This window comes from Aequorivita viscosa, from assembly GCF_900106795.1.
Lineage (GTDB): Bacteria > Bacteroidota > Bacteroidia > Flavobacteriales > Flavobacteriaceae > Aequorivita > Aequorivita viscosa.
Window position 1 is genome coordinate 42,250 of record NZ_FNNS01000018.1, and the last position, 19,143, is coordinate 61,392.

18 protein-coding genes are annotated in these 19,143 nt (G+C 36.0%); 11 read left to right on the top strand and 7 right to left on the bottom strand.

The window, feature by feature from the left end; genetic code table 11:
* The 7 genes from BLW28_RS10965 to BLW28_RS10995 all read left to right on the top strand — a co-directional run.
* Positions 1–813 (top strand): T9SS type A sorting domain-containing protein (locus tag BLW28_RS10965; RefSeq protein WP_177165887.1); only part of this gene is annotated, 813 nt, incomplete at its 5' end.
* 331 nt (positions 814–1,144) lie between these two features.
* The gene (locus BLW28_RS10970; protein ID WP_073218795.1) at positions 1,145–2,224 is read left to right on the top strand and encodes a T9SS type A sorting domain-containing protein; all 1,080 of its coding nucleotides are present in this window, start codon (positions 1,145–1,147) and stop codon (positions 2,222–2,224) included.
* Positions 2,225–2,299: 75 nt separating this feature from the next.
* A complete protein-coding gene (locus BLW28_RS10975; protein ID WP_073218798.1) occupies positions 2,300–3,298 on the top strand; it encodes a glycosyltransferase family 2 protein in 999 nt (332 codons plus the stop codon).
* 27 nt (positions 3,299–3,325) lie between these two features.
* On the top strand, positions 3,326–4,276 hold the full coding sequence (locus BLW28_RS10980; protein ID WP_073218801.1) for a CdaR family protein: 951 nt from the start codon (positions 3,326–3,328) through the stop codon (positions 4,274–4,276).
* A gap of 39 nt (positions 4,277–4,315) precedes the next feature.
* The gene (gene coaE / locus BLW28_RS10985) at positions 4,316–4,891 is read left to right on the top strand and encodes a dephospho-CoA kinase (RefSeq protein ID WP_073218804.1); all 576 of its coding nucleotides are present in this window, start codon (positions 4,316–4,318) and stop codon (positions 4,889–4,891) included.
* Positions 4,892–4,965: 74 nt separating this feature from the next.
* Positions 4,966–6,525 (top strand): sensor histidine kinase, encoded by a 1,560-nt coding sequence (locus tag BLW28_RS10990; protein ID WP_073218892.1) that lies wholly within the window; start codon positions 4,966–4,968, stop codon positions 6,523–6,525.
* Between the two features lie 5 nt (positions 6,526–6,530).
* Positions 6,531–7,247 (top strand): response regulator transcription factor, encoded by a 717-nt coding sequence (locus tag BLW28_RS10995; RefSeq protein WP_073218806.1) that lies wholly within the window; start codon positions 6,531–6,533, stop codon positions 7,245–7,247.
* Positions 7,248–7,284: 37 nt separating this feature from the next.
* On the opposite strand, the gene miaA is transcribed toward BLW28_RS10995, so the two are convergent.
* The 7 genes from miaA to BLW28_RS11030 all read right to left on the bottom strand — a co-directional run bounded on the left by miaA (position 7,285) and on the right by BLW28_RS11030 (position 14,632).
* Entirely contained in the window at positions 7,285–8,220 is a 936-nt protein-coding gene (gene miaA / locus BLW28_RS11000; RefSeq protein ID WP_073218809.1) for a tRNA (adenosine(37)-N6)-dimethylallyltransferase MiaA, read from the bottom strand.
* Positions 8,210–9,070, bottom strand: a complete 861-nt coding sequence (locus tag BLW28_RS11005) for an ion transporter (protein ID WP_073218812.1) — start codon at positions 9,068–9,070, stop codon at positions 8,210–8,212. The genes miaA and BLW28_RS11005 overlap by 11 nt, the downstream gene beginning before the upstream one ends.
* Positions 9,071–9,106: 36 nt before the next feature.
* A complete protein-coding gene (locus BLW28_RS11010) occupies positions 9,107–10,486 on the bottom strand; it encodes an exonuclease domain-containing protein (RefSeq protein WP_073218815.1) in 1,380 nt (459 codons plus the stop codon).
* A 112-nt stretch (positions 10,487–10,598) separates the two neighbouring features.
* Positions 10,599–11,255, bottom strand: coding sequence for a YggS family pyridoxal phosphate-dependent enzyme (locus BLW28_RS11015; RefSeq protein WP_262481113.1), 657 nt, complete (start codon positions 11,253–11,255; stop codon positions 10,599–10,601).
* An 88-nt stretch (positions 11,256–11,343) separates the two neighbouring features.
* On the bottom strand, positions 11,344–12,582 hold the full coding sequence (locus BLW28_RS11020; protein WP_073218821.1) for a DUF1015 domain-containing protein: 1,239 nt from the start codon (positions 12,580–12,582) through the stop codon (positions 11,344–11,346).
* A gap of 100 nt (positions 12,583–12,682) precedes the next feature.
* On the bottom strand, positions 12,683–13,573 hold the full coding sequence (locus BLW28_RS11025) for a 3-hydroxybutyryl-CoA dehydrogenase (protein WP_073218824.1): 891 nt from the start codon (positions 13,571–13,573) through the stop codon (positions 12,683–12,685).
* Between the two features lie 90 nt (positions 13,574–13,663).
* The gene (locus tag BLW28_RS11030; RefSeq protein ID WP_073218827.1) at positions 13,664–14,632 is read right to left on the bottom strand and encodes a Gfo/Idh/MocA family protein; all 969 of its coding nucleotides are present in this window, start codon (positions 14,630–14,632) and stop codon (positions 13,664–13,666) included.
* Between the two features lie 261 nt (positions 14,633–14,893).
* Here BLW28_RS11030 and BLW28_RS11035 point away from each other — a divergent pair, with 261 nt between their 5' ends.
* The 4 genes from BLW28_RS11035 to ligA all read left to right on the top strand — a co-directional run bounded on the left by BLW28_RS11035 (position 14,894) and on the right by ligA (position 19,114).
* A complete protein-coding gene (locus tag BLW28_RS11035; protein ID WP_073218830.1) occupies positions 14,894–15,535 on the top strand; it encodes a protein-L-isoaspartate(D-aspartate) O-methyltransferase in 642 nt (213 codons plus the stop codon).
* Positions 15,536–15,595: 60 nt separating this feature from the next.
* A complete protein-coding gene (locus tag BLW28_RS11040) occupies positions 15,596–16,186 on the top strand; it encodes an LOG family protein (protein ID WP_073218833.1) in 591 nt (196 codons plus the stop codon).
* Between the two features lie 82 nt (positions 16,187–16,268).
* Positions 16,269–16,943 carry a hypothetical protein gene (locus BLW28_RS11045; RefSeq protein WP_073218835.1) on the top strand — a complete coding sequence of 225 codons (675 nt, stop codon included), beginning with the start codon at positions 16,269–16,271 and terminating at the stop codon, positions 16,941–16,943.
* Positions 16,944–17,122: 179 nt separating this feature from the next.
* The gene (gene ligA, locus BLW28_RS11050; RefSeq protein ID WP_073218838.1) at positions 17,123–19,114 is read left to right on the top strand and encodes an NAD-dependent DNA ligase LigA; all 1,992 of its coding nucleotides are present in this window, start codon (positions 17,123–17,125) and stop codon (positions 19,112–19,114) included.
* The last annotated feature ends 29 nt before the right edge of the window (positions 19,115–19,143 follow it).

Sequence of the window (19,143 nt, forward strand, 5' to 3'; positions counted from 1 at the left end):
TTTGAAGGTGAGTGTGAACCTACCGGCGGAGGCGGTGGTGGAGACACTTGTGCTGAAGAGAATCCAAACGACGGTACTTTTGAAAACGGATTTAACTGTTCTTCAGCAACCGACTTTATGACTGCTAATGACGTTACCATTCCAGCAGGAGAAGACTTTACATTAACTAATATCACAGCTAGTATTTTTGCTAACGGAGGTATTGCTAGTGTAGATGTTAATTACTATGACGATGCAGCTGGTCTTCCTGGAGCATTAATTGGTTCAGAAACAGGTGTTACTATCGATAGTCAAGCCGTAATTGGAAACAATTTTGGTTTCGATGTTAACGAAATAGAGCTTTCTGTAGAGCCATTTGTGTTTGAAGGACAAAACGACGCTCCTACCACATATTGGATTGAGCTTTCTGTTACCGATGGGGGCGCTACTGGAAGTGTATTCTGGGTAGTTACTTCTTCATCTTCTGTAGGACACCCAGCAGCACAGTTTGATGCAGGTTGGACTATCGGAGACCCACTTATGGATGGTGTTTATATTTTCGAAGGAGAGTGTAATGCTACTGTAGGAATTGAAGATAATTCACTTGCTGGATTTAATTTTTATCCAAACCCAGCAAATCAAATGCTTTACCTAAATGCATCTAAAAACATCGAGTCTGTAGAATTGTTCAATATGTTAGGCCAAAAAGTTATGGCTAACCAAATTGGTGCAACATCTTCTAACTTGAATGTTGAAGGACTTGCTGTAGGAACTTATATTATGAAAGTAACTGTCGATGGACAGACTGGAACCTATAAGGTTATTAAAAACTAATTTAAATAGTTTTTAAATACAATTAAGAGGCTGCCAAATTGGTGGCCTCTTTTTTGTAAACAGTTATTGTGTAGCATAAATTGAAGTGTAATTATCTAAAATGAATTTCAAGCAGAAGCTAAGTTTAAAATCCAGTTTTTGTATACCTTGATTGTTATGAATTTAAACACTTGTATAGTAGTTTATTAGATGTAAATTTATTTTTGATTTTTCCACAACAATCACGATTACAATATTTTAATTTGAATGACAAAAAAACATTGTTAAAATTATCAAAACTTATTTTTCTTTTCTTATGTTTGTTCAGTATTAACAATTAAACTTTAATATTATGAAAAAAACTACTTTATTATTATGTTCTTTTATCGCCACTGTTGGTATGATGAAAGCACAGCAAGTTCAGTTACCAGCTGCTTATTACGATACTAATGCTTCTGTATTGGTTCAAGATGCTGTAGTTGCAACTGAAAATGTAGCTGCGGAAAGAAATCTAAATGTGAATATTCCGTTTACAGGTACTTACGGTTCTTCAAACAATGCAATGAGAGCTGATGTTATTTATGACAATGGACCTTTCTGGAATATCGAAGGCACTCCAAATGTAAGTCTTTTAGAGGTTAACACTCTTGGTATGACCACGTTAGGTGCTGGTGCAGCCTTCGCAAGTGGATATAGCGTTGCTGACGATGTAGAACTTACTGAAGGGTACTCAATTGAATTTATCGATGTATTCGCTTACCAAACAGGCTCGACTGCTCCAACTGTAGATGCTGTATATCTTCAAGTTTGGGATGGTGATCCAAGTGCAGGTGCTAACGTTATCTGGGGTGACTTAACAACAAACATTATAGAAGATTCTTTCTACGCAGAAGCGAACAGAGCGTCTGAAAACACTCCTGATGACACTACAAGACAAATTAACAGAGTAACTGCATTTACAAATGGATTAAATCTTGCTCCTGGAACTTACTGGATACACTATTCATTTGGAGGTTCTGGTTCTTCTGGTCCTTGGGCTCCTCCTATTGCAATTTTAGGTGAAGCTACAACTGGAAACGCTATGCAATATGTTGCTGCTGATGATATCTGGCAGCCACTTGAAGACGGTGGTTCATTTACTCCACAAGGTATGCCTTTCATTATGTACGGTACACCAACTGTTGGTATTAAAGACAATGCACTTTCTGGATTCAATTTTTATCCAAACCCAACAAGCGATGTACTTAACTTAAAAGCAAATAGCAACATAGAGGCTGTTTCTTTATTTAACCTTTTGGGTCAAAAAGTTATGACTGTAAATGTTGATGCTACTGCTTCTAATATTAATTTAGAAGGACTTGCAGCTGGAACTTACGTAATGCAAGTTACTGTTGATGGTCAAACAGGAACGTACAAAATTACTAAGAAGTAATTTTTTAGATTAACTTCAATCTCAAAAGCCATTCTCAAAAGGGAATGGCTTTTTTTATTTGCCTAACTTTGCAAAATGAATAAATATTCCTTTATCATTCCTGTTTATAACCGCCCCCATGAAATTAGGGAGTTATTGGAAAGCATGGTGCTTTTAGACTATCAAAATCCGTTTGAAGTGGTTATTGTTGAAGATGGTTCTTCAGAAACAGCAAAAGATGTAGTGTCTGAATTTTCAGATAAACTCACGATTTCATATTTTTTTAAAAATAACTCTGGACCAGGTGATTCCCGTAATTATGGAATGGCACGTGCTAAAAATGATTACTTTATTATACTAGACTCAGATTGCTTATTACCTTCTACATACCTTGCAACTGTTGATAATTTTCTTTCCAGTAATTATTATCATTGTTTTGGTGGTGCAGATGCCGCGCATTCAAGTTTTTCACCTTTGCAAAAGGCAATAAACTATGTTATGACCTCTTTGTTAACTACAGGAGGGTTACGAGGAAGAAAAAAAGGTATTCAGAAATTTGAGCCACGTAGTTTCAACATGGGAATTTCTAAAGAAGCTTTTGAGGCTACCGGAGGATTCGGGAAAATACACCCTGGCGAGGATCCTGATCTTTCCCAACGTATTTTAAAAGCAGGGTATGAAACCACTTTCATCCCCGACGCATTTGTTTATCACAAAAGACGTATCTCTTGGAGTAAGTTTTATTTGCAAGTAAAAAAATTTGGATTAGTTCGCCCCATTTTGAATCAGTGGCATCCGTCTTCTTCAAAAATTACATTTTGGTTTCCTAGTTTGTTCGTTTTCTTCGTTCTGTTTTCCATTCTCTTTGCTTTATTTTTTAATTCATTATTTCTAGTTCCTTTAACCCTGTACGTTTGCGTTATATTTTTTGATTCTACCATTAAAAACAAAAGTGTTTATATAGGTTTGTTGTCAATTATCGCAACGTTTATACAGTTTTTTGGATATGGATTAGCTTTTATGAAGTCATTTTTCTTTATACGTGTTATGAACAAAAATCCTCAGAAACAATTTCCCTTTCTATTTTTTAAGTAATTTTAAAAAAATTGCAATGCACCCACTATGGCAAAAAAAGCAGCTCCAAAATATTCTAAAGGCAAGTTAAAATTATTTATATTTTTTCTTATTGTGGCTAGCGTTTTTTGGGTATTAACCAAGTTTAGCCGTGAATTTACTGCTTCTGTTGCTGCAAAAATTAGTTATACAAATTTGCCTGAAACAGCAGCACTTGCCTCTAACAACCTACACGAAATTACTTTTGATTTGACTGCAAATGGTTTCGAAATTCTATTTTATAAGCTTAAGAAACCGGCCTTAGAAATTAATGTGACCAGTTACTATGATGAAGATGATGATAAGTTTATAATTTCAAGAAATGAACTAGTAAGAAAATTGAGTTCAAACTTCAATAAATATATGGATATCAAAAATTTATCTGTTGATGGCTTAACGGTGAATTTAGATCCAATTATATTAAAGCGTATAGGTGTTAACCCAAAAATTGATATTTCATTTAAAGATGGGTTCAAACCTATTGATAGTATTCAAATGAAACCAGATTCCATTACAATTTCAGGGCCTAAAGGTGTTTTGGAGGAAATTCATTCTATAGACACCAAACGTCTCACTTTAAATAACGTTGAAAAATCAATTTCAGAAACGCTTGAACTTATCTCACCTTCAGATGATATTGTTAAGATTAAGCCCTCCAAAATTAAAGTTGAATGGCCAGTAGCGGAATTTTCCCAAGGTGAATTTACATTGCCAGTAGAAGTAATTAACTTACCACCAAGCCTTGAGCTTAAATTGGTGCCAGAACGAATTACTGTTTCATTTGATATTGCTATTGATGAGTTTCAGGGAGCAACCAAAGAAAATTTCAGGGTTGTGTGCGATTATTCTAAACGGAACGAAAGCGATAACTTTATGCTTCCTGTATTAGTTAAAAAACCGAAAGGCGCTGTGAATATAGTATTTGAGCCGAAGAAAATTGATTTTTTTATTTTCAAATAACTTTCCAATAGTACGCCATATCAAAGAAACTAGTAGTTTATGAAAATAATAGGACTCACAGGGGGAATAGGAAGCGGTAAAACTACCGTGGCAAAAATGTTTGCTGAATTAGGAATTCCTGTTTATAATTCCGATGTAGAAGCAAAAATATTAACGAATACATCTGAAGCTATTCGTAAGGAACTTATTTTATTACTTGGTGATGAAACGTATAAAAATGGTAAACTCGATAGAAAATTTCTAGCCGACAAAATCTTTAATGACAAAGTACTTCTTCAGAAAGTGAATGCAATAATTCATCCAAAAGTCGGCGAGCATTTTAAAAATTGGGTCGCCAATCAAACCGCACCGTATGTTATCAAAGAAGCCGCTATTCTTTTTGAAAGTGGCAGTAATGTGCAATGCGATTTAGTTATTTTAGTAACGGCCTCAAAAAAAGAACGTATCCGTCGTGTTATGGATCGAGACCAAGTTTCCAAAACTGAAGTTGAAGCTCGTATGAACAATCAATGGAATGATTCTGAAAAAATAAAATTATCAAACTTCGTCATCCAAAATGAAACACTTCCCGAAACTAAAATGCAAGTAGAAACCATCCATTCTCAACTGATTTAAAGCAAGTTATTTTGTTCTGTTAACATTTGGTTAAAGGTACAATGCACTAAATGTTAAAATCTTATTTTTGTGGTATGAACAAAAAACTATTCGTATTGCTCATAGCACTTATGAGCCTTTCGTTGTTGGGAATAGTATTTGTACAAGGATATTGGATATCAAATGCTTATCAAACAAAGCAAGAACAATTCACTATCAATGTCCGCCAAGTACTCCTATCAGTGGCTAAAAAAGTCCAACTGAAAGAAATTGAAGCCTATTATCAGGTGTACAGTGCCTATGTGGATAGTATTGAGGTTCCGGATAATGTAACCTTCACCGAATTGGCTTATAAAATTCAAAATAAGTCTACCAACGAGACATATTTATTTACAGATGGCATTTTAGAACAGGATTACAAATTGTCATCGGGTTTATTGGACAATGAACTGGATAGCATCCAATTTAAAAAATTAACCAACAGAAAAACCAAAACCGTAATTTCTGAAGGTTTAGATGGAGCTTCAAAGACAGAATCTAAAGTTGAATCTTTTTCAAGACTTAAAGATTATGAGCGAAATCAGTTTGAAAATTTTATAAGTGAAGTAGTAGCCTTATCTCCAATTTATAAAAGGGTTGATGCAGATGAGATTAATGAATTACTAAGAAAAGAGTTAGACGAACGAGGATTAAAATCAGATTTCGAATTTGCGATTTATAGCAACAATTTAGAAACCAAAGTACGTTCTAAAAATTTTAAACTAAAGCCAGAAAGTACATATGTAGTTCCACTTTTTGTAAGCGATAAAAATAGTCAGTTCGATTTGTATGTAGATTTCTCAGGTAAACGAAAGTTGGTGCTTAGCAGTATTTTAGGAATGGCTATACTTTCATTGGTTTTTACAGCAGTTATCGTGTTGGCCTATGCAAGTGCTATCTCGCAGATTTATAAACAGCGACAGATTTCACAAATTAAAACAGATTTTATCAATAATATGACCCACGAGTTCAAAACACCAATTGCCACTATAAATCTGGCGCTGGACTCTTTGAAAAACCCGAAAGTTAAAGACAATAGAGAATTTCTAGAACGCTATTTGGGAATGATTCGTGATGAAAACAAACGAATGCATATGCAGGTTGAGAATGTTTTACGAATTTCAAAGTTGGAAAAGAATGAACTTAATTTATCAAAAGAAGCAATTGATTTACAGGAAATAACGCTGGAAGCTATTAATCATGTAAGCCTAATTGTAGAAGATAGAGGAGGATATGTTAAAACGCATTTTGGCGCTATGAAAACGACAGTTTTGGCCAATAAATCACATTTGACTAATGTAATAGTGAATATTCTAGATAATGCTATAAAATATTCTAACAACGAGCCTAAAATTGATATTTACTCAGAAAACGTAAAGAACAGTATCATATTGAAAATTAGGGATCAAGGACAGGGAATGAGTAAAGCTGTTATGAAAAGAATATTTGAAAAATTTTATCGCGAACACACTGGAGATATACACAATGTTAAAGGTCACGGCCTGGGCCTTGCATATGTTAAGAGTATTCTTGACGACCACGATGCCGAAATTTACGTGGAAAGCGAAAAAGATAAAGGCTCAACTTTTATATTAAAACTACACCTAATAACTTAGAACTTATGGAAACAGAAAACAAAAAAATTCTACTCGTAGAAGATGACCCCAACTTCGGAACAGTATTGAAAGATTACCTCCAGATGAACGATTATAACGTTACCCACGCTAAAAATGGAATGGAAGGTTTTGAAAAGTTTAAAAAAGACGACTTCGATCTTTGTATCTTAGATGTGATGATGCCTTATAAAGACGGTTTCACTTTAGCGAAAGAGATTCGTGAAAAGAACGAAGATATCCCCATTATCTTCCTTACTGCGAAGGCTATGAAAGAAGACGTTTTAAAAGGCTATAAAGTTGGTGCAGACGACTACCTAAACAAGCCTTTTGATAGCGAAGTATTGTTGATGAAAATAAAAGCAATTATTCAAAGAAAAGCGATTGATTCAATTGCCGATAGCAAGCAATTTGAATTTGAAATAGGAAATTTCTTCCTAAATTCAAAATTACGATTCTTGACATATAAAGAAGAAGATCCAATAAAATTATCCCCAAAGGAAAATGAGTTATTGCGCCTTTTAGCATTGCACAAAAATGATTTAATGGCTCGTGAACTTGCACTTACTAAAATCTGGAGAGATGATAATTATTTCACTTCTAGAAGTATGGATGTTTATATTGCCAAGTTGAGAAAGTACCTTAGCAAGGATGACGGCGTAGAAATCGTTAACATTCATGGCGAAGGCTTCCGATTAGTTGTTAAAAACGAAGTGGATAACTAGAACGTAAGGTTTTAGATGTAATATGAAAAAACGCCGATTATATGGCGTTTTTTTCATTTATAAAGGCGACGATTTCTGAAGCACAGGTTTGATAATCGAACCAATGAATGCGCTCGTTTTTCTTAAACCAAGTACCTTGTCTTTTGGCAAAGCGCCGTGTGTTCTTTTTTATTTCAGAAATAGCTTCTTCTATAGATAAAGTGCCGTCGAAAAACGAAAATAGCTCACGATAACCAACAGTCTGTAAAGCGTTTTTCTCTCGATGGGCGTAGAGGCTCCGAGCTTCTTCAATCAAGCCCGCATCAATCATCCTGTCGACCCGTTCGTTTATTCTTGCATAAACAATTTCCCTTTCGGCTGTTATACCAATAAAAATAGTTTCGAAATCCCTAATTGTATTTTCTTTGGTAAGAAAGGAAGAGTAGGGCCTACCAGTTGCCATATAAATTTCAAGCGCTCTAATTAACCTATGCGGGTTCTGAATATCTACTTTTGAATAATAGTTGGGATCTGCGTTTTTTAGTTTTTCCTGTAGATGTTCAATTCCAAATTTCTGGAGTTCAACATTCAAGTTATCACGAATTTCAGCAGGTACTTCTGGAAATTTGTCCAGTCCTTTAACGACAGCATCTACATAAAGGCCTGAGCCACCAACCATAACTAAAGTGGAACGTTTTTCAATATCAGCATCAGTTGGATTAAACTTTTCGGTTATTAAAGTCAGCGCATCTCTTTCAAAATCACCTACACTATAGTCTTCAAAAATACTTTTGGATTGTATAAAATGATGCGGTGCGGCCTTTAATTCATCTTCTGAAGGAACGGCTGTTCCGATAGACATTTCTTTATAAAACTGTCGTGAATCTGCAGAAATTATTTCGGTGTTAAAGGCATTTGCAAGTTCAATTGCCAATGAAGTTTTTCCGATTGCGGTGGGACCGACTACACAAACAAGTAATGGTTTATTCCTCATTTACTTCAGTAATGTTTTCCTTATTCAGACTATCGCCACAATTATGACAAAATTTAGCATCATCTCTATGTCTTTGAATACCGCAATTACGACAAGACTGAGTGTTTACGTGTACATAATCTTCGCTACTATTTCGTGCGTATCGCGTGCCTACAATTCCAGTAGGCACAGCAATGATACCGTAACCTAAAATCATAATGAAGGTGGCTAAAAATTGCCCTACAGGCGTTACCGGCGTTATGTCGCCAAAGCCAACGGTAGTGAGAGTTACAATACACCAATATACACTAACAGGAATGTTATCAAAACCACTTGCTTCTCCTTCTATAAGGTACATTAGAGTTCCTGTGATTATGGCTACGATGAGTACTGCAAAAATGAAAATGAAGATCTTTGCTCTACTTTCAATAAGTGCCTTCCTTAATTTATTTCCTTCGCCAATGTAACGCGTAACTTTTAAAATTCTGAAAACTCTTAAAAGTCGTAAAGCTCGAACCGTTAATAAATAATTACTGCCAACAAAGACTAATGAAAGGTAGAGTGGGATAGTAGAAAGGAAATCAATAATTCCATAAAAACTGAATATATATTTTATAGGCTTTTTTACGCTAATTACTCTTGCAATATATTCAATGGTAAAGAAGAATGTAATTACCCATTCAATTACCAAAAAAATGTTTTGATATTTTAAGCCAATTCTCGCAACACTTTCGAGCATTACAACAATCACGCTCAATAATATTAAAATGAGTAAAATAATATCAAAGAGTTTACCCATAGGCGTATCTGCTTCATAAATTATTTCATGAACACGATAACGCCAGTCTTTTTTATTGATTGGTTCTAACATCAGGTTTTTAAAAGTATAAAAATAGACAAAGTCAATCTATTTGCCCGAAATAGGGGAAAGGTTTATTAATTTCATAGTTTTATTTCTACGAAGGTAATTTTGGATAATGTGTTGTGATTCGCGGGAATGATCAACCAAATTGATAATAGTTCTTAAAATTTCAGGTTTGGTGATTTGATAATTTAAATCATAAAACGCATATCCTCTATATTTTCCATTCTCAATCCAAATTACAGAACGCTCCTCTGTTTCCCGTCCACGGTCGATTAACAGTTTATTCCACTTTTCAAAACTTTCTTTGTTTAAAAAATCTAGAACCCGCTTGTTATATGATTCGGGTGATTCGTTATTTATACACGCGCCCGCACATTTTTCAATCGAATAATAAGAACAATTTTCTGAACTATCCTGAAGCCCCGTTAATTTAGGACATAATTCATTTTCTTGCGTAATTCTAAGAAGCTCTGATTTTGCTTGTTGGTAGTTACTAAAAGTAATTAACGCTTTTTTCCTGCCGTCGGACTTATCAATCTTCAGATTTAAGTAACCATTGTTATCAACGAATGAAGTAAGCTGATGGGTGTATAAAGAGCGGCGTTGAATCTTGTTATACCTTGGTTTGTTTAGCCTAATTTCGAGATGTTCTTTTAACATCGAAATTAATTCATTCCCTGTTTTTTCATACGTTACCTTTTTTACTTCTAGCTGCAGTCGCTTTGATTTCCTATTGTCGTTGGTGAAGTGTTGTATCAGTTTTTTGCGGATATTTTTACTTCTGCCTATAAAAATTATTTCGCCAGCGCTATTGTGCATATAATAAACTCCAGTCTCTGAAGGAGTGGATTCTATAATATCCAGCATTTTTGGATTTAACTCAGGCTTAATTTCTTTTCTGAGCGTTTCCGCAATTATTTCTTTAGAATTATCCTTGTTAAGAAGCAACTTGAAGAGGGCTACAGTCGCTTTTGCATCTCCTTGAGCGCGATGCCTGTCACTTAGTGGAATGCCTAATGCTTTCACTAATTTGCCTAAACTATATGACGGCATATCTGGAATTAGCTTTTTTGCCAATTCAACAGTGCAAAGTGTTTCTTTTTGAAAATTATAGCCTAATCTATCAAATTCCGTCGTTAAAATTCGATTGTCAAAAAGTGCATTATGCGCAACCATAACGCAGCCATCGGTAATTTCTATAATGCGTTTTGCTACTTCATAGAACTTTGGTGCCTGCCGTAACATATTATTATTAATGCCCGTTAAGTTCACCACAAAAGGTTGTATTGGTCTTTCGGGATTTACTAAACTGGCAAATTGGTCAACGATTTTATGTCCATCAAATCTGTAGATTGCAATTTCAGTTATGCCTTCCTCATTGTATTTTCCACCTGTGGTTTCTATATCTAAAACTGCGTACATCAACTAACTGACTATTCTTAATTTATATTTTTATTGAAATAACTGCCCACTCTTGTCCGCCGAAGCTTTTTCAGTGTAGGAGGAGCTACTGCGAACTGCTACTGAACACGCATTACCCGCGTTCTCCAAAAATAGCACTCCCAACCCGAACCATATTGCTGCCGTTTTTTATTGCCAACTTATAATCGCCGCTCATTCCCATGGACAGCACAGGCATATTATGCTTTTCTTTAATAGAATCAAACAGAGTTTTTAGACTTCTAAATTCGTTGGAGACTTGTTTTTCATCATCAGTAAAGGTTGCCATGCCCATTAAGCCAATGATTTTAATATTTTCAAATTTTTTGAAATCGTTAGAATCAAGTAATTGAAGCGCTTCAGTTTTATCCATTCCAAATTTACTGTCTTCCTCTGCTATTTTAATTTGCAAAAGACAATTGATAACCCTATCATTTTTTCGAGCTTCTTTGTTAATTTCCCTTAGGAGCCTGAGGCTATCAACAGCATGGATTAATGAAACAAAAGGAGCCATATACTTCACCTTGTTCCGCTGAACATGGCCAATCATATGCCATTCAATATCCTTTGGCATTTCCTGCCATTTAGATTCCATTTCCTGGACTTTGTTTTCCCCGAAGACGCGATGGCCTGCATTATAAGCTTCCATTATATCACCAATGGGCTTAGTTTTTGTAACAGCTACTAAACTTACATTATCAGGTAATTCTTTTTTAAGCTCTTTTAAATTTTCTGAAATATTCATCTTCATTTTATTCTCGCTATTCACGTATTCAATTTAAGGTTTTTAGAATTTCTGGTTTACAGTATTGTGAATAAGTAATGTTTAATTATTGACATTAGAATTCATATACTGTCACACCACTTCTTAATTTGGGTTCTATGTATGTGCTTTTTGGAGGCATTTTTAACCCTTCATCTGCGATTTTTTTAAGTTCGTCGGTTGTTACGGGAAGTAGCCCAAAACCCACGGCAAAGCTACCTGAATCTATCACGGTTTGTACGTAGGCGAGTTCTTTTTTTCCGTGAGAATACTCAATTCGTTGATCATTTCTTAAATCTTCGATTCCTAATAGGGGCTTTAGAATAGTTGTGTACAATATTTGAGCATCAAGTGCATCAAGTGCGTTATTTATCTTGTATTTATTTTTTCGAAGGTGTAATGAGTAAAATTCACCGTCAAGATACATGCTAAAATGATGCTTTTTTGAAGGTTTATAATAGTCTAACCCACGATTTTCTATTCTGAAAGATTCATCAAGTTTTATCAAGAATTCTTCTTTTTCCAATCCGTTTAAATCTTTCACCAATCTATTGAATTCATAAATTTTTAAGTCGCTCTCAGGAATTAGGAAACTCATAAAATAATTATACGACTCATCGCCAGTATGTTCGGGATTTTCTTCTTTTAAGTCTTTAGCTAGCAAATAGGAAGAAGCCGATCGATGGTGGCCGTCTGCAATGTACAATGCAGGTATTTCGGCATAAATTTCTTGTATTTTTTTCAATAATTCTTCATCATCAACATTCCATAGATAATGTGTGTCGCGGTAGGTGGTTGTAAATTCATATTCTGGACGGTTTTGCATTACCGACAGAATAATTTCATTCAAATTGGGATTGTCTGGATAGGTAAGGAGAACTGCTTCTGCATTAAATCCAATAGTTTTTACGTACTCCTTGAGTACCGTTTCGCGATATTCCAGTGTGTCTTCATGTTTTTTAATTACATCGTCTTCATAATCCTGAACACTTGCAGCAGCTACAATACCCGTGAATTTTAATCCGTCTCTATTCACAATTTTATAAATGTAAAAAGACGGTTTTTCGTCCTGCATAAAAATACCATCCTCCTTAAATTCCTCGTAGCGATTTCGAACCAAACCATAACGTTCTACCCCTGAAATCTCCTTTTGGAATTTATATCCCGGATTAACGATATGTAAAAACGAAAACGGATTGTCCCGTAAACGCGACTCCACTTGGGCTGCCGTGTAACTATCATAAGATCGAGCCGCAAGTAAGTTAACCTTATCGCGAGTGGGTCGAACGGCTTTAAAAGGAATTATTTTTGCCAAGACTGAGTTTTAGTAAGTTATTTGAAACTGAGCTATTTGTTAATGAGTTAATAGGTATTAAGTAACCAGACTGAATAACCCAATAACCATTAACTTAATACTATTTTGTGAATTGAGCTGAAACGACCTCTGCTTTGCGGTTTTCGCTATAATCGTAAAAACCTTCGCCACTTTTGCTACCCAATTTTCCAGCCATAACCATATTGACCAATAACGGACAAGGTGCGTATTTTGGGTTTTTAAATCCGTCGTACATTACGTTTAAAATAGAAAGGCAAACGTCTAATCCAATAAAATCGGCTAAAGCCAACGGTCCCATAGGGTGCGCCATTCCTAATCGCATAACCGTATCGATTTCTTTTACTCCCGCCACGCCATTATAAAGTGTTTCGATGGCCTCGTTAATCATTGGCATCAATATTCTGTTTGCCACAAATCCAGGATAATCGTTTACTTCTACAGGAACTTTGTTTAGGTTTTTAGAAAGTGTTTCTACCGTTTCATATGTTTCTGAACTGGTACTGTACCCTTTAATAATTTCCACCAATTTCATGATAGGAACAGGGTTCATAAAGTGCATTCCAATTACTTTTTCTGGTCGCGAAGTAACTGCAGCAATCTGAGTAATTGAGATAGAAGAGGTGTTGCTCGATAGAATAGTGTCGGGACCGCAAAACTTGTCTAAATCACGAAAAATATTCAATTTTAGATCTACATTTTCTGTAGCAGCCTCAACTACCAATCCTACGTTTTTTACTCCTTCCTCAAGGTTGGTGTAGGTAATAATATTGTTTAAAGTTCGCTCCTTATCTGCTTCGGATATGCTTTCCTTGGTAACCATTCGGTCAAGGTTTTTGGTGATAGTTGCCATCCCCTTATCCAAATAAGCCTGCTGAATGTCTATTAAATGTACTTTATAATCAAATTGAGCGAACGTATGGGCGATGCCATTTCCCATTGTACCGGCACCTATTACTGCTATATTTTTCATTTTCTTGATGTGATGTTTTTAGATTTATCTAATGTATTAGTAATGAATTTATATTTTGGAATTTATAGTTCTCTTTCAGGAAAAGAATAATTAAATACTCTTGAATTTTTCGATAATCAGCATTGCCACGCGCAAGGCTTCTGTTCCTTGGCGTAATGAAACTTCGGGTGTTCTATCGGCCTTAATGGCTTCGGCGAAACTTTCCAATTCGTCCAAGATGGCATTGTTGCTATCCACATTGGGGTTTTCGAAATAAATTTGCTTCTGTTTTCCTTCAGCGTTCGTCAAAACCAAGGCGAAGTCGTCTAATTCTTTTGGCGCATCTTTCATCCGTACCGCTTCACATTTCTTCTCAAGGAAATCTACTGAAATATAGGCATCACGCTGAAAGAATCGGGCTTTTCGCATATTTTTGAGTGAAATTCTACTAGCGGTAAGGTTGGCCACGCAGCCGTTTTCAAATTCGATACGTGCATTTGCAATATCGGGCGTTTCGCTTAGCACTGAAACCCCACTAGAACTAACAGTTTTTACGGGGCTTTTTACGACGCTAAGAATAATATCTATATCGTGAATCATTAAATCGAGAACCACGGAAACATCAGTACCTCTCGGGTTGAATTCCGCTAATCGATGGGTTTCGATAAACATGGGGTTGCTAATTTTATCCCTAATAGCCATAAAAGCTGGGTTGAAGCGTTCCACCTGTCCTACCTGTCCACGAACTTTATATTGTTTGGCTAAATCCCGAATTTCTTCAGCCTCAGCCACAGTTTTCGTGATTGGTTTTTCAATGAAAAGATGTTTGCCGGCTTCAATTACTTTTTTAGCGCAATCGTAATGATGAATGGTGGGCGTAACCACAACAACCATATCGGCCGCTTCGATAAGGCTTTCCATAGTTGGAAAACTCTTATAACCGAATTCCTCTTCTATTTTTTTTGAAGCATTTTTATCTGCATCATAAAACCCAACCAAATCATATTTTTCAGATAGTTTGAGCAATTTTAGGTGAATTTTTCCCAAGTGACCAGCACCAAGAACTCCTGCTTTTAGCATGTGCGTGTGTTTTTCACAAATGTAAGATTTTCGAGGCAAAGTTTAAAGGGTTTATTTAGTGTTCAAGAATCAGTGTCCAGTGCGCAGTATTCAGTAAACAGTTTTCAGTAATCAGTTGCTAGGTGTTCAGTACTAAGAAACAATATGCAGTTACTAGATTTTTGATATAACGTTATCCATTATTAAATATTCATTAATCATTCCAACCTCTTGACCTTCCCACCGAAATTAGGTTACTTTGTAAATCAAATTTCACAAAACATGAAAGACACTTTTACCCATAAGGGTATGCGGAAAAAATTGGTTGGGGTCCTTGAAAAAAAAGGAATTCTAGATAAAAATGTCTTAGCAGCTATTGGCAGGATTCCGCGCCATCTTTTTATGGATTCTGGTTTTGTAGGACACGCTTACGTGGACAAGGCGTTCCCAATTGCAGCCGATCAAACTATTTCTCAACCTTACACTGTGGCCCGCCAAACAGAACTTTTGGAAGTGAAAAAAGGCGATAAAATACTGGAAATAGGAACAGGGAGTGGATATCAGGCAGCAGTACTTTTGGAAATGGGAGTGAGGCTTTATACTATAGAACGACAAAACGAATTATTTAAAAAGACGAAACTTTTTTTACCAAAATTAGGCTATAAGCCTAAAAGATTAATTTTTGGCGATGGTTATATAGGTTTGGCAGATGAAGCACCTTTCGATGGAATAATAGTAACTGCGGGTGCTCCGTACGTTCCACAACCCTTGCTCGCACAGCTCAAAATAGGAGCTAAATTAGTAATTCCAGTTGGGGAAAATGTACAAATAATGACGGTTTTTACTCGTAAATCAGAAAAAGAATTCGAAAAGGAAGAATTCGGTGAATTTCGATTTGTACCTTTGTTAGAGGATAAGAACTGAAATTGAAATCGAAATCGAAGTTTTATCGTGTAAATAAATTCTAGCTAAATTGCACCAAAAATGAACGAACTCAAAAAAATATGTGTTTTCTGCGGGAGTAGTAGTGGTAATGATTTAGCTATAACCGATATGGCTGTAAAGCTTGGTGAAATTTTTGCCGCCCGAAATATTACTTTAATTTATGGTGCTGCTAAGATTGGAGTAATGGGAACTATTGCAAAAAGTGTTTTAGATAATAATGGAAAAGTGATTGGAATAATTCCTGAGTTCCTAAAAATGAAAGAAGTAGTTCACCTTGGCCTTTCAGAACTTATAACTACCCAAAACATGCACGAACGCAAACTAAAAATGCAGGAAGCTAGCGATGGTTTTATAGCGCTGCCTGGTGGCATGGGAACACTCGAAGAACTGTTTGAAATCATTACTTGGCTTCAGCTCGGTCTTCACAAAAAGCCAATTGGCCTTCTCAATGTAAATGGGTTTTATAACGACCTTATCAATTTGCTCGAAAATATGGTGCGTAAAGGCTTTCTTTCCATCGAAAACTACAACCTACTTTTAGTAGATTCCAGCCCAATACAGCTTCTCAAAAAAATGGAAGAATTTAAACGCCCAGAGGTTCCAAAATGGTTGAATAAAGATAGAGCTTAAAAAAAGTTTCTGAAAATAATTTATACGCATCATAATTAAAGTACTTTACACTCCAAACCAATCAACAATAATTGCCTAATTTATGAGAAAATTCATATTTGCTTCTTTAATCATAACCTTCGCATTGATTGCTCAAAGCTGTTCTACCTCGAAAGTATTGGACAGTTGGAAAAGCGATAACCTAGCATCATTAAAAGATAAAAACATTTTAGTTGTTGCACGAACCGATAACAACCAGGCTAGAATGGCTTTTGAAGAAGCTATAGCCAATCAATTACGCGCAAGGGGAATAAAGGCTACGGAGAGTTTTAAGAGGTTTCCAAAGTTAAATCCAGACCAAAAACCAACCGAAGCCAAACAACAAATGATTAAAACCATTTTGGAAAGCGAAGGGTATAACGGAGTGGTGATGAGTGTGGTTAAAGACTATCAAGAAAGCACCCGAACCACAACCGATGGTGGTTATTACGCTGGTGGAATACACCCAATGGGCTATCCTTCGTACTACTACGGTTTTTATGGTTACTATTATTACCCTATGTCGTATTCAACCTACGGAAATTATGTGCCATATTCTACAACTACCACTGTTTCTAAAACATATATTGTCGAAACTGTTGCTTATAACATGGACGAAAGTGAAGACAAGCAACTGTTAGCAATTGTAACTTCTAAAATCACCGATCCTAGAACTATGACCAGTACTGCCGAAGATTATGCCAAAGGTATTGTAAAAAGTCTTGAAACTTCAAAGTAGTACTTTTTATTGAAAAATTGAAAATAAAGCTCTTTTGAAAATTTTCTAAAAGAGTTTTTTTGCGTTTGTATATGCGGGTTCGCTATTTGTTTATTGGTCATTTAATTTTGGTAATGATTCTTCAAAAAACCGATCAGATTTTCAAAAAGCAACACGATTAAAATTTTATCTTTGTTTTTATGAACATCGAACAACAAATCAAAACCCTTCGCAACCAATTAAGCGAACACAACTATAACTACTACGTTTTAGATAATCCTACGATATCAGATTTCGAATTTGATCAAAAGCTGAAACAACTTCAAGAGTTGGAAAAAGCGCATCCTGAGTTTTATGATGCCAACTCCCCAACCCTTAGAGTAGGCGGCGAAATAACAAAAAACTTTGAAACCATTCCGCATACTTTCAGAATGTATTCGCTGGAAAATTCGTATTCTAAAGAAGATCTTGAAGATTGGGAAAAAAGGATTGAAAAAATGGTCGATGGTGTAGTTGAATTTACCTGCGAGCTTAAATACGACGGAGCTTCTATTAGTTTAACATATGAAGACGGAAAACTGAAGCGAGCTGTAACCCGAGGCGATGGATTTCAAGGAGATGATGTTACAGCCAATGTAAAAACCATCCGTTCAGTGCCGTTACAATTACGAGGTGATTATCCGCCGCTTTTTGATATTCGAGGGGAAATTATTTTGCCATTTGAAGGCTTTGTAAAAATGAATGCCGAAAGGGTAGAGCTAGGCGAGGAGCCTTATCGAAATCCCAGAAACACAGCGTCGGGTAGTTTAAAATTACAAGATAGCGCAGAGGTTGCAAAACGACCTTTGGAGTGCTTACTTTATAATATTCAAGGGGATAGAGTACCGATAAAAACTCAATTTGAAAGTCTTCAAAAAGCACGGGAATGGGGTTTTAAAGTTCCCGAAGCAGCCAAATTAGCTAAAAATTTAGATGAAGTTTTAGAGTTTGTGAATTATTGGGATGTTCACCGCCACGAGCTTCCGTACGAAACAGACGGAGTTGTGGTAAAGGTAAATAGCTTACAACAACAAGAAGAATTGGGCTATACCGCCAAATCTCCTCGTTGGGCAATGGCATATAAGTTTAAGGCCGAGCAAGTTTCAACTGTCCTCAATCAAATTACGTATCAAGTTGGAAGAACTGGAGCAATTACGCCCGTGGCAAATTTGGAAGCTGTTGAATTGGCAGGAACTATCGTAAAACGTGCTTCGCTTCACAACGCCGACCAAATTGAAAAGCTAGATATTCGCGAAGGTGACACTGTTTTTGTTGAAAAAGGCGGCGAAATTATTCCGAAAATAATCGGAGTGGACTTCACTCAGCGCGATCCAAATTCATCACCAACACAATATATCACTGAATGCCCAGAATGCAACACACCTTTAGTTCGCGCTGAAGGGGAAGCCCAGCATTATTGTCCAAATACAGCGGGATGCCCACCTCAAATTATTGGTAGAATCCAGCATTTCATTTCACGCAAGGCAATGGATATTGAAGGGTTGGGAGGTGAAACTGTCGCGCTTCTGGTGAATAATGGCTTGATTAATAATTACGCAGATTTATACCTCTTAAAGGAAGAACAGATTATTCCCCTAGAACGAATGGCTCAAAAAAGCGCCGAAAATATTATAAACGGTGTTGAAGCTTCCAAACAGATTCCTTTTGAAAGAGTGTTGTTCGGCTTGGGAATTCGTTACGTGGGTGAAACGGTGGCTAAAAAACTGGCAAATCATTATAAAACAATCGATGCGCTGAAAAATGCAACTCAGGAAGAATTAATTACTGTCGATGAAATTGGCGAACGTATTGCCCAAAGTGTTGTTTCCTTTTTCGCTTCAGATGAAACTATTGCAATTATTGAACGTTTGAAAATGTATGGGGTTCAGTTAGAAATTTCGGCAGAAAAACTCGCCAATCAAACAGATACTCTAAAAGGAAACACTTTTGTTGTCTCCGGCGTCTTTACAAAAGTATCGCGTAATGAACTCAAAAAATTGATAGAGGACAATGGTGGAAAAGTTTCGAGTTCTATTTCAACCAAAACCAATTATGTGGTAGCAGGTGACAATATGGGACCGAGTAAAAAAACAAAAGCGGAAAGTCTAGGTGTCGCAATCATTTCCGAAGACGATTTCTTACAAATGATTTAAATTTCTTCCTGGCTTTTGCTTCGCTTCTC

What these genes read in the sequence shown, in the direction of transcription:
- BLW28_RS10970 (WP_073218795.1), top strand. Translation starts at nt 1,145, where the DNA reads ATGAAAAAAACTACTTTATTATTATGTTCTTTTATCGCCACTGTTGGT.
- BLW28_RS10975 (WP_073218798.1), top strand. Translation starts at nt 2,300, where the DNA reads ATGAATAAATATTCCTTTATCATTCCTGTTTATAACCGCCCCCATGAA.
- BLW28_RS10980 (WP_073218801.1), top strand. Translation starts at nt 3,326, where the DNA reads ATGGCAAAAAAAGCAGCTCCAAAATATTCTAAAGGCAAGTTAAAATTA.
- coaE (WP_073218804.1), top strand. Translation starts at nt 4,316, where the DNA reads ATGAAAATAATAGGACTCACAGGGGGAATAGGAAGCGGTAAAACTACC.
- BLW28_RS10990 (WP_073218892.1), top strand. Translation starts at nt 4,966, where the DNA reads ATGAACAAAAAACTATTCGTATTGCTCATAGCACTTATGAGCCTTTCG.
- BLW28_RS10995 (WP_073218806.1), top strand. Translation starts at nt 6,531, where the DNA reads ATGGAAACAGAAAACAAAAAAATTCTACTCGTAGAAGATGACCCCAAC.
- miaA (WP_073218809.1), bottom strand. Translation starts at nt 8,220, where the DNA reads ATGAGGAATAAACCATTACTTGTTTGTGTAGTCGGTCCCACCGCAATC.
- BLW28_RS11005 (WP_073218812.1), bottom strand. Translation starts at nt 9,070, where the DNA reads ATGTTAGAACCAATCAATAAAAAAGACTGGCGTTATCGTGTTCATGAA.
- BLW28_RS11010 (WP_073218815.1), bottom strand. Translation starts at nt 10,486, where the DNA reads ATGTACGCAGTTTTAGATATAGAAACCACAGGTGGAAAATACAATGAG.
- BLW28_RS11015 (WP_262481113.1), bottom strand. Translation starts at nt 11,255, where the DNA reads ATGAAGATGAATATTTCAGAAAATTTAAAAGAGCTTAAAAAAGAATTA.
- BLW28_RS11025 (WP_073218824.1), bottom strand. Translation starts at nt 13,573, where the DNA reads ATGAAAAATATAGCAGTAATAGGTGCCGGTACAATGGGAAATGGCATC.
- BLW28_RS11030 (WP_073218827.1), bottom strand. Translation starts at nt 14,632, where the DNA reads ATGCTAAAAGCAGGAGTTCTTGGTGCTGGTCACTTGGGAAAAATTCAC.
- BLW28_RS11035 (WP_073218830.1), top strand. Translation starts at nt 14,894, where the DNA reads ATGAAAGACACTTTTACCCATAAGGGTATGCGGAAAAAATTGGTTGGG.
- BLW28_RS11040 (WP_073218833.1), top strand. Translation starts at nt 15,596, where the DNA reads ATGAACGAACTCAAAAAAATATGTGTTTTCTGCGGGAGTAGTAGTGGT.
- BLW28_RS11045 (WP_073218835.1), top strand. Translation starts at nt 16,269, where the DNA reads ATGAGAAAATTCATATTTGCTTCTTTAATCATAACCTTCGCATTGATT.
- ligA (WP_073218838.1), top strand. Translation starts at nt 17,123, where the DNA reads ATGAACATCGAACAACAAATCAAAACCCTTCGCAACCAATTAAGCGAA.